Genomic DNA, 21784 nt, shown 5'->3' with positions numbered 1-21784 from the left:
TTATGGGAATGCGGCGGATTGGCGGAACCTGTCCGCTCAGCCGCCGATCCGGCCTTTTAGGATGAAAGTAAAGCGCGGAAGGCAGCGCTTAAGCGGGACCTGCCTGCTCAGCCGTTGATCTTTCCGGCAAGTCTCCTCGCGCCCTCTCGGACCTTTGCGAGGATGGCCGCCTCGTCCAGCCCCTGGAGCTCCCTGTCCTTCATGAGGACCTTTCCGTTTGCAACCGTTGTGACGACGGACCTCCCCTCCATGCCAAAGAGCAGATGGGAGTCCAGATTTGAAGCATCCATCGGAGTGAGAGGGATATAGTCGGAGATGATGATATCCGCCGCGGCCCCCTCTTCGAGCACGCCGAGCTTTTGCCGGAAATAGCGGTTTGCGATCCTCGCATTATTGACAAAGAGCATTTCCGGGACCTCGGACCAGGCCGCCGTCGGGTCGCAGAGATGGTGCTTATGAAGGATATTCGCGACCTTCCAGGACTCCAGCATATCGTGGGTATAGCCGTCCGTTCCGAGCCCCGTCAGGATGCCGCGGTGCACAAGCTCCATCGTGGGAGGGCAGCCGCAGGCATTCCCCATATTGGACTCCGGATTGTGGACCACCATGCTGCCGCTGTCCCGGATGAGCCGCATCTCGTGGGGGTTAATATAGATGCAGTGCGCGAGCAGAGTCTTTTCGCCGAGGATATCCCAGTCGAAGAGGCGGTCGACGATGCGCTTTCCGTGCTCCTTTAAGCAAAGCTGCAGGTCCTCGATGCCCTCTGCGACGTGGATGTGATAGCCGATCTCCTCCGGCTTTTCGCTTTGGCAGAGCTCCATGGTCTCATCGGAGATCGTAAAGCTTGCGTGCATGCCCATCATTGATGCGATGCGGTCGTCGTTTGTCTCCCGCACATGGCGCGCGAAATCCACATTTTCCCGCACGGCGAGCCGCGCCTTTTCCGGCCCCTCCCGGTCTGAAATCTCATAGCAGAGGCAGGAGCGGATGCCGCATTCTCTCGCGGCTCTTTCGATCGCGAAGAGGGAGCCGCTGATCTCTCCGTAGCTTGCGTGGTGATCGAAGATCGTCGTCACGCCGTTTTTGATGCAGTCGATATAGGTCGCCATCGCGGAGAGATAGGTATTTTCGTTGTCCAGATTCCGGTCGATGGTCCACCAAAGTCCGTCCAGAATATCCAAAAAGCCGTGGGGATTATAGCCCTTGACGGCAAGTCCGCGGGCCATCGCGGAGTAGATGTGCTCGTGGGTATTGATGAAGGCCGGCAGGATGAGCCCGCCCCGCGCATCGAGGAAGTCCGCCTCCCGGTACTTCTCTCTCAGCGCATCGAAATCCCCGACCTCTAAAATTTTGTTGTCCTCCGTTGCGACGGCCCCGTTCTCGAAATAGGGGCGGGCCTTATCCCTCGTGAGGAGCCTTCCGTTCCCGATCAAAAGCATGGCTCTGTCCTCCTGTTTTTGCCACTCCATATAGTAATAATGCGGATTTATCATGAGTTTATCATTGGGAAGGAGAAATTGCAATGGAGATGCAAATTTATTTTCTGAAATCAAAAAGATTTTTTGGAAGCATCTTGCAAAAGCAAAAAAAAATGTTATGATAGTCCTGTGCAAAAAAATTTTTAGGTTCCCGGGGAAGCCGGAGCGAAGCGAAAGGAGATGGGGATGAAGCAGGAAAACAGTCTGGAAATGCTGGTCTTCGTCGCGCACGGAATCGCGAGGCAGTTCGGGAGGAACTGTGAGGTCTGCATCCATGATCTCGCAGTGGAAGACCTGGAGCACACCATCGTCTTCATCATCAACGGGCATGTCACGGGGAGAAAGACCGGAGACGGGGCCTCGAAGGTGGTGCTGGAGACCCTGGAGACCCTGCAGGACGGCGGGGCGATCAGCGATCATCTGGGATATCGGACCCACACGCAGGATGGCAGAATTCTGAAGTCCTCCTCCATCTTCCTGAAGGATGAGGAGGGGAAGTACCGCTACATCCTCGGGATCAACTACGATATCACCGCGCTTATCAATGCCCGGGAGGCGCTGGACAGTCTGACCCTCGTGGAGGAAGAGGAGTCCTCCGGAGACGGAAGGATCCCTCTTAGCGTGAATGACCTCCTGGACAATCTGATCAACCAAAGCGTGAAGCTGATCGGAAAGCCGCCGGCGCTCATGAGCAAGGAGGAAAAGATCCGCGCGATCCGCTATCTCCGGGACGCGGGGGCCTTTTTGATCACGAGATCCGGGGACAAGGTCTCCGCTTTCTACGGGATCAGCAAATTCACCATGTACAGCTACATCGACCAGGCAAAGAAATAGGAGGACGCGGGGAAGCGGGCCCGGAATCCGGAGGCAGGAGGAATCAAGCAATGAGTCAGGATCTGAAATGGAAAATGAATGAGATGCCGAAGACGGAGGACAAGAATCTTCCGCTCATGGCGATCGAAGAGGTGAAGAAGGCGAGAAGCTTCCACGAGAGCTTCCCCCAGTACTCGGAGACTCCGCTGGCGGATCTTAAGGGGATGGCGGAGTATCTGGGGCTTGACAGAGTCTGCGTAAAGGATGAGTCCTACCGCTTTGGTTTAAATGCCTTTAAGGTGCTCGGCGGCTCCTACGCCATCGCCCGCTATATCGGGGAGGAGACCGGGAAGGATATCTCGGAGCTTCCCTACAGCGTGCTCACCTCTCAGGAGCTCCGGGAAAGGTTCGGCACGGCGACCTTCTACTCCGCGACCGACGGAAACCACGGAAGGGGCGTCGCCTGGGCGGCCAATAAGCTCCATCAGAAGTCCGTCATCATCATGCCGAAGGGCTCCACGGTGACGAGGCTGAATCACATCAAGGCGGAGAACGCGGAGGCCTGGATCTCCGATGTGAACTATGATGAGTGCGTGCGGCAGGCCGCGAAGCTCGCGGAGAAGACCGAGCACGGCGTCATGGTGCAGGATACCGCCTGGGAGGGCTATGAGAAGATCCCGGCCTGGATCATGGAGGGCTACGGCACCATGGCGGACGAGGCGGGAGATCAGTACGGCGAGCGTCCGACCCATATCTTCGTGCAGGCCGGTGTCGGAAGTCTGGCCGGCGCGGTGGTGGGCTACTTCGCAAACCGCTATCGGGAGAATCCCCCCGTCATGGTCGTGGTGGAGGCCTCCGCGGCGGACTGCCTCTACCGGGGGGCCGCGGCAGGAGACGGGGAGATCCGGATCGTGGACGGAGACATGGATACGATCATGGCGGGGCTCGCCTGCGGGGAGCCGAACATCACCTCCTGGGATATCCTGAAGAACCATGTCTCCTGCTTTATCTCTCTGGAGGACTGTGCCGCGGCAAGAGGCATGAGGATGCTGGCCGCCCCCTTAAAGGGAGATAGGCAGGTCGTATCCGGAGAGTCCGGCGCGGCTTCCTTTGCGGCTCTGGCCGCCATTATGCGAAAGGATGAGTACAAGGAGCTCAGAGAGAAGCTCGGACTCGGGAAGGATTCCAAGGTTCTCTGCTTCTCCACGGAGGGAGATACCGATCCCGAGAGATGGAAGAACATCGTCTGGGAAGGGCTCGAGCGCTAAGGAGCTGTCGCTGCTTTACCGGGCGGACGGACGCTCTCGCTCCGCCTGCCCTTAGGCCAGGGGCTGTCAAATCGCCGGGCGCCTGCCAATGGCCGGGCTTAGGATGCTATAGCGATTGTGCGGGAGCAAAAGAGCGGCGCTGCGGCTTGGTTCTTGAGCTATGGAGCAGCTTGTTTTTCGGGAACTTAAGCTTTTGCCGGGAGTTTTTTCCGGGATTTTACAGGAATGGGGATGGACTCCTTCTCTTTAGGAGGAGATTTGTCTTTAGATGTGCCCGAGAGGGCCGGGAAAGGAGAAGGATATGGGGAAGCTGACACAGGAGGAGTTGAAGAAGATCAGGGAGAAGGCAGAGAGCTATAAGGCGGATATGAGCGCCTTCCTCCGCGCGATTGTGAAGAATCCGGGAGAGTCTGCCGATGAGAAGGCCCATGTCGAGACCATCAAAAAGGAGATGGAGAAGGTCGGCTTTGATGAGGTCAAGGTGGATCCGCAGGGCAATGTCATGGGATTCATGGGAAGCGGAAAGACGCTCATCGCCTTTGACGGGCATATCGATACGGTGGGCATCGGAAACAGAGACAACTGGAGCTTCGACCCCTACGATGGCTTTGAGAGCGAGACCCAGATCGGAGGCCGCGGCGTCTCGGATCAGCTCGGAGGCACGGTGTCCGCGGTCTATGCCGCAAAGATCATGAAGGATCTCGGACTTCTGAATGAGAAGTACCGTGTCATGGTAGTCGGCACGGTGCAGGAGGAGGACTGCGACGGTCTTTGCTGGGAATATATCATCAATAAGGACAAGATCCGGCCGGAGTTCGTGCTCTCCTCCGAGCCGACGGACGGGGGCCTCTACCGGGGACAGAGAGGCCGCATGGAGATCCGGATCGATGTAAAGGGCGTATCCTGCCACGGCTCCGCTCCGGAGAGAGGCGATAATGCGATCTATAAGATGGCCGATATCCTTCGGGATGTCCGGTCCCTGAACAATAACGGCGACGCAGAGTCCACGGAGATCCGCGGCCTCGTGAAGATGCTGAATCCGAAGTACAACCCGCAGTGGAAGGAGGCGAGATTCCTCGGCCGCGGCACTGTCACTGCCTCTCAGATCTTCTTCACCTCGCCCTCGAGATGCGCTGTCGCGGATTCCTGCGCGGTCTCCCTCGACCGGAGGATGACCCTCGGCGAGACCTGGGAGTCCTGCCTGGAGGAGATCCGGGAGCTCCCGGCTGTGAAGAAGTACGGTGAGGATGTGACGGTCTCCATGTACCGCTACGACCGCCCCTCCTTCACGGGGGAGGTCTACCCGATCGAGTGCTACTTCCCGACCTGGGTTCTTCCGGAGGATCACAAGGTATGCACTGCCGCGGTTTCCGCCTATAAGGATCTCTTCGGCGATAAGAGGATCGGGGAGAGCGATACGGTGGAGGAGCGCGCCGCAAGACCGCTGCTCGACAAGTGGACCTTCTCCACGAATGGAGTCTCCATCATGGGGAGAAACGGGATCCCCGTCATCGGCTTCGGACCCGGCGCGGAGGCGCAGGCCCATGCCCCGAATGAGGTGACCTGGAAGAAGGATCTTGTGACCTGCGCGGCCTTCTATGCGGCGCTCCCGCAGTATTACTGCGATTAAACGGGAAGGGCCGGGTCGAGTTCCTAAAGGAGAGGGCGGTCAGGAAGCGCCCCCTCCCATCTTCCCTAGGCGGGCAGCCTATGGCCCGGCGCTCTGCGCTTTGCACTTTTTATCGCGGATTTCCCGAGAAAAGGGAAGCAGGAGCTTCGACAGGCGGACAAGGCGGCAAAAATCACGGCGGAGTAATAAAAATATCGTTGATGCCGGAAATCCCGGCGAACAGGAGGACAGAAAGAGATGGACAAGCAGAAGAACTTTGATGCGCTTTTGAAGGCGATCGCGGGACGAAAGACCGAGAAGATGTATCAGAACGACTTTTTCCTCACCTGGGAGAAGACAGAGGATGAGCTTAAGGCAGTCTGGGAGGTCGCGGACGCCCTCAGAAATCTGAGAGAGAGAAATATTTCCACCAGAGTCTTCGACTCCGGCCTCGGCATCTCCCTCTTCCGGGATAATTCCACGAGGACCCGCTTCTCCTTCGCCTCCGCCTGCAACCTCCTCGGACTGGAGGTCTCGGATCTGGACGAGAAGAAGTCGCAGGTCGCCCACGGGGAGACGGTCAGAGAGACGGCGAATATGATCTCCTTCATGGCCGATATCATCGGCATCCGCGATGATATGTACATCGGTAAGGGCAATAAGTACATGCACGAGGTCGCGGATTCCGTGGCGCAGGGCTATAAGGACGGCGTGCTCGAGCAGAGGCCGACGCTTGTCAATCTCCAGTGCGACATCGATCATCCGACGCAGTGCATGGCCGATGCCCTCCATGTGATCCATGAGATGGGAGGGATCGAGAATCTGAAGGGGAAGAAGCTTGCAATGAGCTGGGCCTACTCCCCCTCCTACGGAAAGCCGCTCTCCGTCCCCCAGGGTGTCATCGGACTTTTCACGCGTCTTGGCATGGAGGTCGTCCTCGCCCATCCGGAGGGCTATGATGTTATGGGCGATGTCGTCGAGGTCGCGAAGAAGAATGCGCAGCAGTCCGGCGGCTCCTTCCGGCTCACGCACGATATGAAGGATGCCTTCCGGGATGCGGATATCGTCTATCCCAAGTCCTGGGCGCCGTTCGCCGCGATGGAGGAGAGGACGGAGCTCTACGGAAGAGGAGATCAGAAGGGGATCGATGAACTCGAACAGAGACTCCTGAAGCAGAACGCGGCTCACAAGGACTGGGCCTGCACCGAGGAGATGATGAAGCTCACAAAGAACGGAAAGGCTCTCTACCTCCACTGTCTGCCGGCGGATATCTCCGGTGTCTCCTGCGAGGAGGGAGAGGTCGACGCCTCTGTCTTCGACCGCTACCGGGATCCGCTCTATAAGGAGGCCTCCTTTAAGCCCTATGTGATCGCGTCCATGATCCTTCTGGAGAAGTTCCGGGATCCGGCGAAGCTTCTCAGAGAACTCGAGAAGCGCGGACAGAGGAGGCAGTTTGAGGCGTAATTCGGCCGGGGAAGCGCTTTTTCATCGCGGTCTCGCGGGGGAGTAAAGAGGATATGGATAAGAAAAAGATCGTCATCGCGCTGGGGGGGAATGCCCTTGGGAACAACCTTCCGGAGCAGATGGAGGCGGTGAAGACCACCGCGAAGGCCATCGTGGATCTGGCGGAGGACGGAAACGAGATCGTCATTGTGCACGGAAATGGTCCGCAGGTCGGCGTCATCAACAATGCGATGACGGAGTTTGCACATAAGGATGGGAGCGAGCCCACGCCGCTCTCCGTCTGCGTCGCGATGAGTCAGGCCTATATCGGCTATGATATTCAAAATGCGCTCCGCGAGGAGTTTCTGAACCGGGGGGCAAAGCTTCCGCCCGTCGCCACGATGGTGACGCAGGTGAGGGTGGACCCGGAGGACCCGGCCTTTCGGGACCCGTCGAAGCCGATCGGGCGCTTCATGTCAAAGGATGAGGCCCTGAAGGAGGCCGGGGACAGGGGATGGATCGTCCGGGAGGACGCCGGCAGAGGCTACCGCAGAGTCGTGGCCTCCCCGAAGCCGAAGGAGATCATCGAGCTCTCCGCGATCCGCGCCATGGCGGATGACGGGCAGATCGTCATCTGCTGCGGCGGAGGAGGGATCCCGGTGGTGGCGGAGGGAAAGCACCTCGCCGGTGTCCCCGCGGTGATCGACAAGGATTTTGCGGCGGAGCTCCTCGCCGAGAGTCTGGATGCGGACATGCTTCTGATTCTGACTGCGGTGGAGAAGGCCGCGGTTCATTTCGGGAAGCCGGAGCAGCGCTGGCTCTCCGAGATCTCCGCGGAGGAAGCGGAGCGCTACGCGGAGGAGGGACAGTTCGCCGCGGGCTCCATGCTTCCGAAGGTTCAGGCCGCGATCCGCTTCGCAAGATCCCGGAAGGGAAGAACGGCAGTCATCACGCTTTTGGAGAAGGCGAGGGAGGCCCTGCAGGGGAAGACCGGAACCAGAATCTGCGAGAAATAAAGAGGAGAGTGCGGCGCCCCGAAGGAGCAGGGGCGGGAAAGTCTTTCCAGGGGGAGCGGCGAAGCCGCTCCCCCCATTTCCTGCCCCCCGTTTTTCTCTTTTATTTTTTACCCTGCCATTTTTCCGAAGATCTTTGGGGCGGTTTTCCTTTGGCGACAAAGCCCGGGGGATCTGTCACAAAACGCGTAAAAATGACAAATTTATTCCATTTTTATTTCGTTAAGACAGTGAACCGTAAAAATATTTTATGATTTAGAGTATAGACAGGCAATCATCGGCATAGTAAAGTGCCTTCGAGAGATGCAGACAGTTCTTATTGCGGCGGGCGGAGAATCGGGAGAGCAGAGAGCCCCTGTGCTTTCTGCAAACTTCCGCGGAGAGGGGACGTGTCATAAGAGAAGGAGAATCGGCATTTTTCCTTTTCCCGGGACGCAGCAGTCCGGGAGGAGGAAAAGGAGATTCCGGAGCAGGAGGAGAGGATGAATGGCCTTGATTTGCTGATCCGCTCCTATGAGACTATGAGAGAGAAGGGGACCGAGGGAGGGCTTCGGGATACTCTCTCTCTGGCACTCCGCCATACGGGGGCGGTCTGCCTTAGACTGGAGCTTACAGAAGAAAAGAAGGAATATCTCGTCGGAAAAGAGAGCCGAGGAAGGGAATGGGTGCTGGGACTTCCCCTCCGCTTTGAGCGGGAGAAGCCCGGGACCCTTTTTGTTCACTTTCCTTCTCCTCTTTCCCGGCTTCGCTGGAGGCGTTTTTTTCGTGCCTTTTCCCGCTTTCTCTCCTCGGAGCTTGGGAGGATGAACCGGATGAGGCGCCTCCTCTACCTGGGAAACACCGATATTTTACTCCGGGTAAACAACAGAAATGCGATGGAGGAGAGGGTCCGGGAGCTGGAGAAGCGCGCGGATCTTCCGGTCGGGCTTTTGATCTTGGATGTCAATGGTCTGAAGGAGATCAACGACCGGGAGGGGCATGATGCGGGGGACCGCTTCCTGAAGGAGGCCGCGGACATCCTGGCCTCCGTCTTCGGGAGGAGCCAGATCTACCGGATCGGGGGGGATGAGTTCGCCGTGATCGTCCCCGGCATGATGCGGGAGAGCTTTCAGGAGCGCTGCCGCAGGCTGAAAAGAGAGCTCGAGGAGAGCGATACACTTACGGCTGCGACCGGATTCTCCTGGAAGGAGAGCGCCGCCGAGATTCTGGAGGCAAAGCGCGAGGCGGACGCCGGGATGTACCGGGACAAGAGAGAGTTTTATCAAAAGCACGAGAGAAGAGGGAGAAAGAAGGATTCAGGATGGTATTTTCGAGCATAGTTTTTCTATTATATTTTCTGCCCCTCGTCTTCCTCGTCTATTACGCTTTTTCCTTTTCCAGGAGACTTCAGAATATCTGGCTTCTTGCGGCAAGCCTTATCTTCTATGCCTGGGGCGAACCGATCTATGTCCTTATCATGCTCGCGTCCATCTTTATGAACTGGATCTTCGGCCTGCTCCTTCTCCGTTTTCCAAAGGAGGAGAGGGTGCGGAAGCTTATCCTTTTCTCCTCCTGCGTCTTCAATCTCGGCCTTTTGGGAGTCTTTAAGTATCTGGGCTTTATCGTGGAGACCGTGAACGGCATCATGGAGCGGGCCTTTCTGCCCTACCCGGGGATTTCGCTTCCGATCGGAATCTCCTTCTTCACCTTTCAGGCGCTCTCCTATGTCATAGATGTCTACGAGGAGAAGACGGAGGCGCAGAGGAATCTTTTGGATATCGCGCTCTATATCTCCTTCTTTCCGCAGCTCATCGCGGGACCGATCGTCCGCTATTCCACGATCGCGGAGCAGATCCGAAACCGCCGCTCCGACTGGGACGGCATCGCGGGCGGCATCTGCCGCTTCGCGGAGGGGCTCTGCAAGAAGGTTCTCATCGCGAATAATCTGGCGGTGGTCGCGGATACCGTCTTCAACCTGACAAAGGGAGGGGACAGCACGATACCGGTTCCGGTGCTTCTCGCCTGGCTCGGGGCGGTCTGCTATATGTTCCAGCTCTACTACGATTTCAGCGCCTATTCCGACATGGCGATCGGACTCGGAAGGATGTTCGGCTTTCAGTTTCAGGAGAATTTCCGCTATCCCTTCGTGAGCCGCTCTGTGCGGGAGTTCATGACGAGATGGCATATCTCTCTTGCGACCTGGTTCAGCCAGTATGTCTATAAGCCGCTCGGGGGCGGGAGCACGGAGAAGATGGACAAAATGATCCGGAATCTCTTCATCGTATGGCTGCTCACGGGGCTTTGGCACGGAGCTGCCTGGACCTATGTCTGGTGGGGACTTTACTTTTTCCTTCTGATCGTGCTGGAGATCGTGTTCCGCCTCGACAGGGTGGAGGGGCACGAGGCCCTTCGCCATGTCTACGTCATTGTGGCAAGCATCTTCGCCATGGTGATCTTTCGCTGTGAGAGCGGGGAGCAGATGTCGCTCTTCTTCTCCGACCTCTTTGGTCTTGGCGGAAACCGCTTCTACAGCCCCTATGTGCCGATGCTCCTGAAGGAATACGGGCTTCCGCTCCTCGGGGCCGTCCTCCTCGCCTTTCCGATCCGGGATTATATCCTGGAGAAAACGGAGGATCTGCCGGGACATGAGATACTCTTTCGCGGCGGCGCGGCACTCTATGTCCTCTCTCTCTCGGCCTTTTTGTTTTTCTCCCTGCTGGTGCTGGCCAAGGGAGGCTATAATCCGTTTATCTATTTCAATTTCTAGGGGGAAGCGGAGATGAAGCGCTATCAGAAAATATTTGCTGTTCTCTTTCTCCTCTTGCTCCTCCCGTTTTCGATCCTCAACTTCTTCTGGGAGCGGGGGGCGATACGGGGAGGCATCGCAGAGCTGGAGAAGCCGAAGAAGGCGGCGGAGCTGAAGGAATACATGCAGTCCGTGGACGGGCTTATCACGAAAAATATCGCGGGGGGGCATCGCTGGAACGAGCTCTACGGGAGCATCTACCGCGCCCTCGGGAAGAACGAGGAGAACTCCTTTAAGTACGTGCGGGACAAAAAGGGCTTTCTCTACTCCGGGAATTTCTACAACAATTCCGATGTCTCCGCGGCGGAGCTTGCTGGGAGGGTGAGGAGACTGCAGGATAAGCTGAAGGAGAAGGATACGAAGTTCATGGTCATCATGTATCCGACGAAGTACAATAAGGACTGGTCGGACGGCTATTATGGGATCCCCTACAATGACTTGAACCGCTTCGGGGACGACGTGCTCCGCTACTTCCGGAGGTACGATGTCGACTATATGGATTTTCGGGAGATCCTGAAGGACGCCGGGATGGGGATGGACGATATCTTCTATCGGACGGACCATCACTGGACGGTTCCCACCGCCTTCTTTGCGACGGGGAAGCTCATAGAGCATCTGAATCAGCATTTTAACGCAGGGCTCGATCCGGACGGCTTCTACCGGGATATCCGAAACTACCGGACGGAGACCTATGAAAATATCTATATGGGATCTCAGGGGAGAGATACCGGGGAGATCTATGCGGGCCCGCTGGATGACTATACCTTTATCTATCCGAAATTCGACACAAAGTTCAAGTATTATTACCGCTACCGCGGCGGTAAGGAGGGGCAGAAGGAGGGCGATATGGCCCACACCCTGATCGAGCGGAAGTACCTGGACTATAAGGATCCCTATGAGCGGGAGATGAACAACGGATATTTGCAGGGAATCGTCCGCTTCGACCGGATCGAGAATGAGCTGAACCCCGGGGGGCCTTCGATCGCCTTTATCCGGGATTCCTACTCCTCTCCCGTCGCCACCTTCCTCTCCCCGATGTGCAGCAGGATCGAGCTCGCCTGGTCGATTCACTTCAACCCCACGGGACAGGGGACGATCGAGAAGATGGTTCTAGGGGAGAAGCACTTCGACTATGTCATCCTGGCGCTCGCCATGGATAATTTCAGCAATGAGGGGCTTCCCTTCTGCATCGAGGAGAAGAAAACGGACGCGGCCGGAGCGGCTCCGCCCAAGAACGCGGCGGAGAACGCGCAGTAGCAGAGGAGAGGAGGAAGGCTTGGATATAGCGGCGGAGGTCAGCAGAGTAGAGCGGAAATTCGTACTGAAGCGGGGCGTGGCGGAATCGCTCTACGGGAAGCTTCGGAAGATTCTCCCCGGGGATGAGTTCCAGGGCTATAAGCCCTATCTGGTGCGTTCCCTCTATTTTGACTCTTATTTTGACGACGATTACTTCGACAAGCTGGACGGAATCCGGGACAGAAAAAAGATCCGGATCCGGATCTACAGTCCCGAGGACCAGAAGGCTAAGCTTGAGCTAAAGCAAAAGCAAGGGGAAAATCAGCACAAGGTCTCTCTCTCTATTTCGAGAGAGCAGGCCATCCGGATGGCGGGCGGAGATTACCGCTTCCTCTGCGAGGAGGATTTCGGGGCAGGACAGGATCTTGCGATGGAGCTCTATTATATTATGACGAAGGAGCTCTACCGCCCCCGCTGCATCATCAATTATCAAAGGAGAGCCTTTGCCGTGCCGGTCAACAGCATCCGCATCACCTTTGACAGTCATATCGAGACCTCGGAGGGGAATTTCGATCTCTTCTCTCCGCTCCCCTCCCTCTGCTATCCCGCGGATACAGAGACGCAGCTTGTGCTGGAGGTGAAGTACAATCACTTCCTGCTAAGCTATGTAAAGGATGCTCTGCAGCTGCAGGATATGACGGAGGAGTCCTTCAGCAAATATGTGGCGGGGCGGCGCTATGGTCTGGATGACGCCTGACGAGAGGGAACGGCTCCGAGATGTGCGGCTCACTATCCGATCGTCCGTATGATGTCTGATGGGAGCAGGACAGCGGGGACAGCTCCGAAGGGCGTTCGGTTTATCGTCTGGCTGATGCCTGACAAAGAGAGGACCGGCGGAGATGGAAGAACGCCTTGCCTGTGCTGTGTTTCCATTGCTTAGGCAGAGCAGCGCCGGCTTTGGCGGCCGGGGTGAGAGCGGTTCATTATAAATAGCACAGCGGTGCGAAAAATGCGGTGTGGATCTTGATTTTTTGATTGGGAAGGGGAGTATCAATGAAAGAGAATTTGTATCAGTATCTGTCAACACAGAGCGGGAGTCTGTCAACCGGAGATATTATAATGAGCTTTCTCGCGGCGGCCGTGATCGCGGGAATTATTTTTGTGTCCTATCAGTTCTCCCATTCCGGGACGGTATACAGCGCGAAGTTCAATGTATCCCTTGTGATGCTGACCCTGGTCACGACCCTCGTCATGAGCGTGATCGGAAATAATATCGCGCTTTCCCTGGGTATGGTGGGTGCGCTTTCCATCGTCCGTTTCCGGACGGCGATCAAGGATTCCAGGGACACCGCCTATATTTTTTGGTGCATCGCGGCCGGGATCTGCTGCGGCATCCAGGACTATGCGGTCGTCGGGATCGGAACGGGGGTGATCTTTTTTGCGATGCTGCTCCTTGGGAATGTCCGGAATAATGACCGCTATCTCCTCGTGATCCGGGGGAAGAGGGATGCGAAGGAGATTCAGCAGACGGTGAATGAATATTTCTCCCACAAGGCGCTGTTCCGCGTCGATAATTCCGACAGGGAGAGGACGGAGCTGATCTATGAGGTCTCGAAGAAGAATCTGGATCTCTCCCTGAAAAAGAACGAGGGGATAGAGATCAATGCTCTCCTCTTTGCGATAAAGGGCGTGGAATCCGTCAACCTGGTCTGCCAGAATGACGAGATCAGCCGCTAGAGAAGCGCTGAAAAACAGCATTTTGCGGCCTTCTGAGACGGGCGGCGGCAAGGGAAAGAAACTGTCTTAAGAGTGGGAAAGGGGAGCTCTCCGGAAGAATCCGGAGAGGAATCGTTTCGGGAGGAGTCCAGACAGGAATGAAAAAATCAATGATAAGCGCGGCGGCGGTCTTTCTCGTCCTGCTTCTTTTTGTTCGGGTTTTCCGCTACGGGAAGGCCCTTCTTTCCACGAAGTTCCGCCCCTATCAGCATGAGGAGGATGCGGGGGCGGATTCCGGGATCGGGCCGGACAGCATGCCGGGAGACGGGAGCGTCGACCCGGAGAGCTTCGTCTCGCATCTTCCGCTCGTCGTTTTGGACATGAACGGACAGACTCCGCCGGATATCTTTAAGATGGTGGGGGACGGCCAGATCCGGGAGTACCGGGACCCCGCGGTCACGGATCCCTGGATCAGCGTGAACTTCAGTCTGATCCAAAACGCGAACGATCAGAATCATATCACCGATCAGCCGTCCTTTGTGAACCACGGGAAGATCAAGCTCCGCGGGGCGAGCTCCCGCTCCTTTCAGAAGCAGCAGTACGGTCTGAAGCTCCTGGATGAGGAGGGGAAGGAGCTTGAATATCCCCTTCTCGGCATGGATAAGGACGAGGACTGGGTGCTCTCGAATTCTATCCTTGATGCGAGTCAGATCAGAAATTATATCGCCTACAATCTGGGCGGGCAGCTCATGCCCTATACGCCGGAGTGCCGCTTCTGCGAGCTCTTCATAAAGGATGGGGAGCAGTATAACTACCGCGGAATCTATCTCCTGACGGAGCCGGTGAAGCAGGGGAAGGGGCATGTGGATATCCAGGACTTTGATCCCAGGGAGAAGCACCCGAGCTTCATCCTCGTCCGCGACCGGGCGGACCGGACGAAGACGACGCTCTCCACCTGGGCCTCGGATACGCAGCTTTGCTACGGCTGGTTCACCTTCAAATATCCGAAGGAATCCCTGCTCACGGAGAAGGCGATTCAACGGATTCAGGATGAGCTCTCGACGGTGGAGAAGACGCTCTACAGCGATGACTGGAGGATCTTTCGGAAGTATCCCCAGTACATCGACGTGGACTCCTTCGTGGATTACTTCGTGATCAATGAGTTTTTCATGAATTATGATTCGGGGAATAACTCCACCTATTATTATCAGGATCCCTCCCGGAAGCTCAGCATGGGGCCCCTCTGGGACTACGACAACTGCTGGGACAACTATAAGTTTGCGGCGGGAGGCGCGGAATATATGGTCATGCCGGAGCGGCCCTGGTTTGAGCGGCTCGTCCGGGATCCCGCCTTCGATGAGCGGGTCGTGCGCCGCTACCGGGAGCTTCGGAAGGGGATTTTCTCCGAGCAGAATGTCCTCTCCTTCATCGACAGCACGGTGGCCTATCTGGGCAATGCCTCGAAGAGAGATCGGAGCCGCTGGAGGGAGGTCTACAAGGAAAAGCATATGCTCGCGCCCGCAGAGGAGGGGCACGGCTATATCATTGACCGGAACCGGGAGACCTATGCGGAGGAGCTTGTGCGCTTAAAGGATATGGTCCGGGGACACGGGCTCTGGCTCGATCAGTATATGGACGACTACCTCTCCGGCTTCGTGACGGAGACCATGGAGGAGAGGGAGAGGAGGACCTATTCTGCGCTCGCGCTGGCCTTCGTGCTCTGCTTTGTCGCGTCGATCTATGTGATCGGCAAGAGGGTGAAATAGATGTCTGAGAAAAAAAGAGACGGGACGAAATCGCTTGGCCTTGGGATCTTCGTGGGTATTGTGATGCTTTGCTACAGCATCTGGAGGATCTTCTTCACGCTGCCCCTTCCCGGGAAGGAGGGCTGGCTCGCCTTTTTCGGGGGGCTTTTGCTCCTGATCGCGGAGATCTTCTCCTCCTATGAGGCCATGACGCATTATCTTGCGCAGAGGGATGTCTGGGAGCCGGAGATGCCGGAGATCCCGGAGGACTGGTACCCGGATGTCGATGTCTTTATCTCCACGCACAATGAGGATACGGAGCTTCTCTTTAAGACGGCGAATGCCTGTACGATGCTCCACTACCCGGATCCCTCGAAGGTCCATGTCTACCTCTGCGACGACACGGCGCGCCCGGAGGTGGAGGAGCTCGCGAAGAAGCTTGGAGTGGGGTATTTCGGGCTGAAGAACAATAAGTTCGCAAAGGCGGGGAATATCAATAACGCGCTCTCCAAGTCTCACTCCCCTCTGATCGCGACCTTCGATGCGGATATGATCCCAAAGAGCAATTTCCTGATGGAGACGATCCCCTACTTCTTCCTTCCCAGGATGAAGAGGGATGAGGAGGGAAACTGGCTTGAGAAGAGCCCGGAGGAGATCGATGAGAAGGAGGAGGTCGGCTTTATCCAGACGCCGCAGGCCTTCTATAATCCCGATCTCTTCCAGTACAATCTCTACGCGGAGAAGAGGGTCCCGAATGAGCAGGACTATTTCTTCCGCCAGGTGAATATCGGGAAGAACAGCACGAATTCCGTCCTCTACGCGGGCTCCAATACCGTGATCTCCCGGAAGGCCCTGGAGGAGGTCGGGGGGATCGCGACGGGGACGATCACGGAGGACTTTGAGACGGGGCTTCGGATCGAGGCCAGGGGCTACCGCTGCTACGCGGTCCGGAAGGTCGTCGCACAGGGCCTTGCGCCGATCACCATCTCCAGCCTGATCAAGCAGCGCGTCCGCTGGGGCAGGGGCTGCATTTACTCCCTTCGGAAGGTGCACCTTCTCACAAATAAGGAATTCAGCCCGCAGCTCAAGCTCTCCTACTATTCCTGCCGCATCTACTGGGAGAGCTTCTCCAGGAGACTCATCTATATCCTGTCCCCGGTCTTTTTCCTGCTCCTCGGGATTCCGCTCGTCGTCCTGAATCTCCGGCAGCTTCTCTTCATCTGGCTGCCCTACTACATCCTCTACTCCTTCCTCCTTCGGCATGTGTCCAGCGAGATCCGGGATGCCCGCTGGAGCAATACGATCGACACGATCATGTTCCCTTATCTGCTGATCCCGATCTGGGCGGAGGAGCTGCACATCAATGAAAAGAAGTTCAGCGTCACGGCGAAGTCCAGGGATCTGAACGAGCAAAATGAATTTTACCTTGCGATTCCGCATATCTGCCTGCTCGGGATCTCCCTGCTCTCTCTGCTCTTTGCGATGCGGGCGCTGATCCTGCACAGGGCCTTTGGCCTCATCATCATGACGGCGTGGATCGCCGTGAACTCCTTCAGCCTCCTCATGGCGATCTTCTTCATGAAGGGGCGGATCAATGAACGGGGATCGGAGCGCTTCCGCGCGGACATCCCGCTGGAGATCCTCGCGGGGGAAAAGCCGCTCGAAGGGCGGATTCAGGATATCTCCGAGGGGGGATTTGCCTTCTGGAGCAGCCGCGCGCTGGAGCTCGATACGGAGGGGGAGAAGGAGCTTTGCTTCCGGATCAAGGACAGAGACTATACTGCGCTTCTCTCCGGGGAGCTGATCTCCGTCAACCGCGAAAAGAAGGAGAAGCGCTGGGTCTACCGGGTGAAGCTCTCCGGGGAAATGGACTGGGAGACGAAGAGGCAGTACATGCAGATCGTCTACGACAGGGATAATCCGCTGCCGCAGAAGCTCAGCGAGGATACGAGCTACTTCGACGATGTCTTAAAGATCATGGACAACTCAACGAGGGAGAGAGAGGAGCAGAGGAGGCGGCTTCCGCGCTTTCGCGTGAGGGTGAAATGCAGGCTTGAAGACGGAACGGAGCTGATGCTGGAGGACTTCAATTACCGCTATCTCAGGCTGAGCCCCTTGAAGGGTGCGAGGCTTCCGAAGAGACTGGTGCTTTACAAAGGCACGGGCTATGAAGTAAACTGTCAACGTTCCGGACTCCGGAACGGCATCTATAAAATCACCAATTCGAAGGCGCTCCTGAAAAACCAAAGCTTCCTGGAGAAGCTCAGGGAATGGGAGAAAAAGCAGAAATAGGACAGCGGGAAAGAGGCGGAGGAGGGAACAGTGTTGAAAGGGATGAAGTTTTTTGCAGCGGCTGCGGCGGTGGGACTTGGCGTTCTCTCTCTCTCCTTTCTCCGGGGGAGCGCCATGGAGAACCGAAATTATGTCGCAGAGCACGGGAAGCTCTCGGTAAAGGATGGAACGTTGTGTGACGGGCGCGGGGAAAAGTTCCAGCTTCGGGGCGTGAGCAGTCACGGCCTGAACTGGTATCCGGAGTTTACCACGAGGGAGGCGATGCAGAGCATGAAGGGCTACGGCATCAATGTCTTCCGCGCGGCGATGTATACGGAGCAGGCGGGAAGCTACAGCGTCGATCCGAAGACCAATACAGAGCGGCTCTACAGTGCCGTCGACAATGCGCTCTCCGAGGGACTCTACGTGATTGCGGACTGGCATGTCTTAAGGGAGGAGACACCTCTTAAGTACAAGGAGCTTGCGAAGGACTTCTTTTCAAAGCTTTCGGAGCGCTATCGGGATCAGCCGGGCCTGATCTATGAGATCTGCAATGAGCCAAACGGTGCGACGAGCTGGGAGGATATCCGAAGCTACGCGGAAGAGATCATCCCGATCATCCGGAAGAATTCCCCGGATGCGCTGATCCTCGTCGGCACGCCGGAGTACTGCGCCAACCTGGACGGCCCTCTCCAGGCACCGCTGAATTTTCCGAATCTCATGTACAGCATGCATTTCTATTCGGACTGCTCCAAGGACAAGGACTATAAGTCCGTCTACCTGGAAAAGCTGATCCGGAGCGGGCTCCCGATCTTTGTGAGTGAGTGGGGGATCTCCTACGGCTCCCTGGATGATAAGCATATCTCGAGCAGTCAGGACAGCAGGCTCTCCTTCCGTGAGGCCTCCCAGTTTCTGGACATTTTGAAGAAAAACAATATCAGCTGGTGCTTTTGGTCTCTCTCGAATAAGCCGGAAGCACACAGTATGATTCTCCCCTCCTCCGGGAAAAAGAGCGGCTGGGAGAAGAAGGATATGACCCCGGGCGGAGCCTTTATCTGCGGGGAGCTCGAGAAGGGATGAAGCGAAATGAAGGAAGAACGGAACAAGAGGATATTTTCCGGACTGATTGCCGCGGCCTTTTTACTGGCAGCGCTCTTTGTGTTCCGGATGTATTCGGTGCGTTCCTACAGCAGCATGAAGAAGCATTATCAGAAGAAGCTGGAGGGGATCTTCCGAAGCTTCGGCTATCACGGCTCCTATCTCCTGTCTAAGGACGGGAAGATTCTCTTCTCCGGCGGGTACGGAAGGATCAGTGCGGAGGGGAAGGAGAAGATCGGGAGGGACAGCAGCCTTCCCATCAACTCCATCACGAAGCAGTTCACGGGAGCCGCGGTTTTTCGGCTGATCTCCGAGGGAAAGCTCTCGCAGGATGAGACGCTGCGCCGCTTCTTTCCGGACTGCGGCTATGCGGACAGGGTGACGGTCCGGCAGCTTCTCGAGATGAACTCCGGCATCCCAAACTATACCGATGATCAGGACTTTTTGTCCCGCTTTTCCGGGGGCACGGGGATAGTAGAGACAGCGGAGCTTGTGGATGCGATTCTCCAGTTCAAGCTGGACGGAAGCACCGGAGGAGAGTTTCACTACAGCAATTCGAACTATGTTCTCCTGGGCGCAATCATCGAGAAGCTCTCCGGGCAGAGCTACGGGGACTATATCGAGTCGGAGTTCTTAAAGCCGCTGGGGCTTTCGCATAGCAGCAGCTCCGCGCAGGACGCAGAGGTAAAGCCCTATGACGGAGAGACGAAGTCGGACGGGGAGGAATACTCCTCGAATTTCAGCTTCAGCGCGGGCGGGATGAGCTCCGATGTCATCGACCTCTATGAGTGGCAGAATGCGCTGTATAAGGGAGGGATTCCCGGAGTAAACCCGGATGAGATTTTTTCGGACGGGAAAAGCTATACCATGGGTCTCAGCAAGGAGGGCAGGGTTTTCCATCACAGCGGCGCGGGAAAATATTGCCGCTCCTATATCTTCTATGACGAAGAGACGGACGGGCAGATCATCCTCTTGAGCAATCGCTCGAATGCGGATCTTTCGAAGCTTGCGGAGAAGCTCTACAGCTTCGCAAAGCAATACTACGTGGCGGAGCGGAAGCTCCGGCATGGAATCGGGGGTGAGGAAGTCCGTGGGGACGGAAAATTCCGCTTTCTGGAATCCTCCTCCACGGAGCAGGAGAGCGCGGCGGAATCCTCGGCGCAGGGAAACGCGGCAGAATCTCCGGCACAGAGAGGCATGACAGGAGCCCCGGCACAGGGAAGCGCGGCAGAACCTACGGTACAGGGTGGCACAGAGCTATCCTCGGAGCGGGGAAAAGCCGCGAAGGATATGAGTCCGCCCTCCTCCTTGGAGGCGGGAGAAGCAAAGGAGACGGAAAAGGCAGAGGGCGCGGGAAGCTGAGGCGCTGTTTCGGGAAAGAGAGGTTTTAGAATATGGACAGAGAAGAGATTTTGGAGAAGCTGATCCCGATCATACGGGAGGTGATGGACTCTCAGGAAGAGATCGACGAGGAGACCTCCATGCAGGAGGATCTTGGGATCGATTCCCTGGATTTTTATAATCTTTTGGGGGCGCTGGAATCCGCCTTTCATATCCGGATGCCGGAGCGAGTCCTCGCGGAGACGGAGACCGTCGGAGATATCGCGGATGCCGTGATGAAAAGGATGGAAAAACAGGGATGACTCTGATCGGATTTTTAAAGCAGTATTTCTCGTCCTTCCGGGGGCGGACGGCCTTTTTCTACACGGATCCCGAGCAGGCAGAGCCCGCGAAGGTCACGACAGAGGAGCTGGAGAGAGATATCCGGAGGGCGGCGGCCTTTTGGGACTCGTGGGGAAGAGGGAGGAAGAGCCGGAGCGGAGGGCGCTTTCGGATCGGAATCGCCGCGGAGAATTCCTATGCTTATCTCGCCGAGTATCTCGGTATCATCGCCTCCGGCAATACCGTGATTCCGCTCAACCAGAGCTTTTCCCCGGAGAGAATCCTGGAGATCGCGGGGGAGATCGGTTTTGACGCGCTCCTCCTCGGGGAAAATCTCCGGGAGCTCCCCGAGCTTCCCGGAAAGGATTTTCCCGAGGAGGAGGGGAGAAGCTTCTCCTTGGAGAAGCTTTTTTCGGAGCACAGGCTCTCTTCCGAGGAGGCCCCGCTTTCCGACGGGGATCCGGATGCGGTCGTCCTCATGCTGCTTTCCTCCGGGACCAGCGGAAAGAGCAAGGTCGTGCAGCTCAGCAGTCAGAACCTCTCGGTCTATGCCTGGGAGCTCTTCCAAAGCGGGGAGGAGAAAAAGAGCACAGACCTCTCCCATATGATTTCTTCGATCCACATGCTCCCGCTCTATCATATCGGAGGCATTATCGGGATTCTGGACGAGATGGCGCGGGGGGACTGCTGCTATCTGAGCAGCGCAAAGCGCTTTCTGGGAGACCTCGAAAGAGGGGGCTTCGACCGCCTCATCACGGTCCCGGCGGTGATGAAGAAGCTGATCGAGAGAGCTCCCCGCTCCTCTGCTCTTTCAAAGAGCCTTAAGAGGGCGGAGGAAGCCCTCTGCCTCGGAGCGGGGATGAACGCCTCTCTCATAAGCGGGATGAGGAGCTTCGGGATCGAGCCAAGGACGTATTTCGGCATGACGGAGACGGCGGGAACCGTCACCTACCGCGGAGCCTACCGGGACGGCGCATGCGGAAAGCTCGCCTCCTACTGCGAGCTGAAGATCGAGGACGGAGAGATCCTCGTGCGCGGGAAAAATGTCATGAAGGCGTACTTGAACAATGAGGAGGAGAACCGGAAGGCCTTCCGGGACGGCTGGCTTCGGACCGGAGATCTGGGGAGGCTGGATGAGGACGGCTATCTCTATGTCACGGGCCGGATCAAGAATATCATCATTCTCTCAAACGGAGAGAATGTCTCCCCGGAGGAGCTGGAGGAGAAGCTCTACGCCTGTCCCCTCATCGACGAATGCCTCGTCTTCTCGGAGGGGGAGAAAATCGCCGCGAAGATATACAGCTCTGCCCTTTCGGAGAGGCCGGAGCTCGCAGGGGAGATTCGAGCCTATGTGAAGGAGATGAACCGGGGGCTTCCGATGGCGGAGCAGATCAAGGAGCTCTCGATCACGGAGGAAGAGCTCCCGAAAAATGCGATGGGAAAGCTCCTGAGAAGACAAAGCGCAGAAGTCTGCCATCAGGCAGACTCGGAGCGTCCTTGACCACTTCTTGAAGAGAAGTGTCTCCCGAAGGGAGATCGGCTGAAGCCTCCCGGGCGAAGCCGAGTCGCCGGGGCGGCAGACGGCCTGTGCGCGGACGGACAAAATGGCAGGGCGGCAGCTTGGTGCATCCCTGAGTCTTCTCAAAG

17 protein-coding genes are annotated in these 21784 nt (G+C 56.9%); 16 read left to right on the top strand and 1 reads right to left on the bottom strand.

All coding sequences use genetic code 11. From position 1 onward, the window contains the following. Positions 1 to 107: 107 nt before the first annotated feature. Positions 108 to 1439: a putative aminohydrolase SsnA gene (gene ssnA, locus GCWU000341_RS11220; protein WP_040654317.1), complete on the bottom strand. Its 1332-nt coding sequence runs from the start codon at positions 1437 to 1439 to the stop codon at positions 108 to 110. Between the two features lie 225 nt (positions 1440 to 1664). On the opposite strand from ssnA, the gene GCWU000341_RS11215 reads away from it, so the two are divergent. The 16 genes from GCWU000341_RS11215 to GCWU000341_RS11135 all read left to right on the top strand — a co-directional run bounded on the left by GCWU000341_RS11215 (position 1665) and on the right by GCWU000341_RS11135 (position 21638). After that, positions 1665 to 2312, top strand: a complete 648-nt coding sequence (locus tag GCWU000341_RS11215; RefSeq protein WP_036600256.1) for a helix-turn-helix transcriptional regulator — start codon at positions 1665 to 1667, stop codon at positions 2310 to 2312. 50 nt (positions 2313 to 2362) lie between these two features. Continuing rightward, positions 2363 to 3559, top strand: a complete 1197-nt coding sequence (dpaL, locus tag GCWU000341_RS11210; RefSeq protein WP_009216148.1) for a diaminopropionate ammonia-lyase — start codon at positions 2363 to 2365, stop codon at positions 3557 to 3559. A gap of 301 nt (positions 3560 to 3860) precedes the next feature. Beyond that, positions 3861 to 5189, top strand: coding sequence for a YgeY family selenium metabolism-linked hydrolase (locus GCWU000341_RS11205; RefSeq protein WP_040654352.1), 1329 nt, complete (start codon positions 3861 to 3863; stop codon positions 5187 to 5189). Between the two features lie 237 nt (positions 5190 to 5426). Continuing rightward, positions 5427 to 6632: a knotted carbamoyltransferase YgeW gene (ygeW, locus tag GCWU000341_RS11200; protein ID WP_009216145.1), complete on the top strand. Its 1206-nt coding sequence runs from the start codon at positions 5427 to 5429 to the stop codon at positions 6630 to 6632. 53 nt (positions 6633 to 6685) lie between these two features. Next, positions 6686 to 7627, top strand: coding sequence for a carbamate kinase (gene arcC / locus GCWU000341_RS11195; RefSeq protein ID WP_009216144.1), 942 nt, complete (start codon positions 6686 to 6688; stop codon positions 7625 to 7627). A 479-nt stretch (positions 7628 to 8106) separates the two neighbouring features. Further along, the gene (locus GCWU000341_RS12815; RefSeq protein ID WP_009216141.1) at positions 8107 to 8943 is read left to right on the top strand and encodes a GGDEF domain-containing protein; all 837 of its coding nucleotides are present in this window, start codon (positions 8107 to 8109) and stop codon (positions 8941 to 8943) included. Continuing rightward, positions 8925 to 10370 (top strand): MBOAT family O-acyltransferase, encoded by a 1446-nt coding sequence (locus tag GCWU000341_RS11180; protein WP_009216140.1) that lies wholly within the window; start codon positions 8925 to 8927, stop codon positions 10368 to 10370. The genes GCWU000341_RS12815 and GCWU000341_RS11180 overlap by 19 nt, the downstream gene beginning before the upstream one ends. A 12-nt stretch (positions 10371 to 10382) precedes the next feature. Next, positions 10383 to 11666, top strand: coding sequence for an alginate O-acetyltransferase AlgX-related protein (locus GCWU000341_RS11175; RefSeq protein ID WP_009216139.1), 1284 nt, complete (start codon positions 10383 to 10385; stop codon positions 11664 to 11666). Between the two features lie 19 nt (positions 11667 to 11685). Next, complete coding sequence (locus GCWU000341_RS11170) at positions 11686 to 12402, top strand: polyphosphate polymerase domain-containing protein (RefSeq protein ID WP_009216138.1); 717 nt, start codon at positions 11686 to 11688, stop codon at positions 12400 to 12402. Between the two features lie 296 nt (positions 12403 to 12698). Further along, positions 12699 to 13382 carry a DUF4956 domain-containing protein gene (locus tag GCWU000341_RS11165; RefSeq protein ID WP_009216136.1) on the top strand — a complete coding sequence of 228 codons (684 nt, stop codon included), beginning with the start codon at positions 12699 to 12701 and terminating at the stop codon, positions 13380 to 13382. Between the two features lie 137 nt (positions 13383 to 13519). Further along, entirely contained in the window at positions 13520 to 15127 is a 1608-nt protein-coding gene (locus GCWU000341_RS11160; protein ID WP_009216135.1) for a CotH kinase family protein, read from the top strand. Continuing rightward, positions 15128 to 17398, top strand: coding sequence for a glycosyltransferase family 2 protein (locus tag GCWU000341_RS11155; RefSeq protein WP_009216134.1), 2271 nt, complete (start codon positions 15128 to 15130; stop codon positions 17396 to 17398). Between the two features lie 42 nt (positions 17399 to 17440). Beyond that, positions 17441 to 18457: a glycoside hydrolase family 5 protein gene (locus GCWU000341_RS11150; RefSeq protein WP_009216133.1), complete on the top strand. Its 1017-nt coding sequence runs from the start codon at positions 17441 to 17443 to the stop codon at positions 18455 to 18457. A 6-nt stretch (positions 18458 to 18463) separates the two neighbouring features. After that, positions 18464 to 19837 carry a serine hydrolase domain-containing protein gene (locus tag GCWU000341_RS11145; protein ID WP_009216132.1) on the top strand — a complete coding sequence of 458 codons (1374 nt, stop codon included), beginning with the start codon at positions 18464 to 18466 and terminating at the stop codon, positions 19835 to 19837. 32 nt (positions 19838 to 19869) lie between these two features. Beyond that, complete coding sequence (locus GCWU000341_RS11140) at positions 19870 to 20118, top strand: acyl carrier protein (RefSeq protein WP_009216131.1); 249 nt, start codon at positions 19870 to 19872, stop codon at positions 20116 to 20118. Further along, entirely contained in the window at positions 20115 to 21638 is a 1524-nt protein-coding gene (locus GCWU000341_RS11135; protein ID WP_009216130.1) for a class I adenylate-forming enzyme family protein, read from the top strand. The genes GCWU000341_RS11140 and GCWU000341_RS11135 overlap by 4 nt, the downstream gene beginning before the upstream one ends. The last annotated feature ends 146 nt before the right edge of the window (positions 21639 to 21784 follow it).

Origin of the sequence: Oribacterium sp. oral taxon 078 str. F0262, assembly GCF_000160135.1 — a bacterium.
Lineage (GTDB): Bacteria > Bacillota > Clostridia > Lachnospirales > Lachnospiraceae > Oribacterium.
The sequence above is the reverse complement of the archived record's forward strand: the minus strand, read 5'-3'. Positions and strand labels throughout refer to the sequence as shown.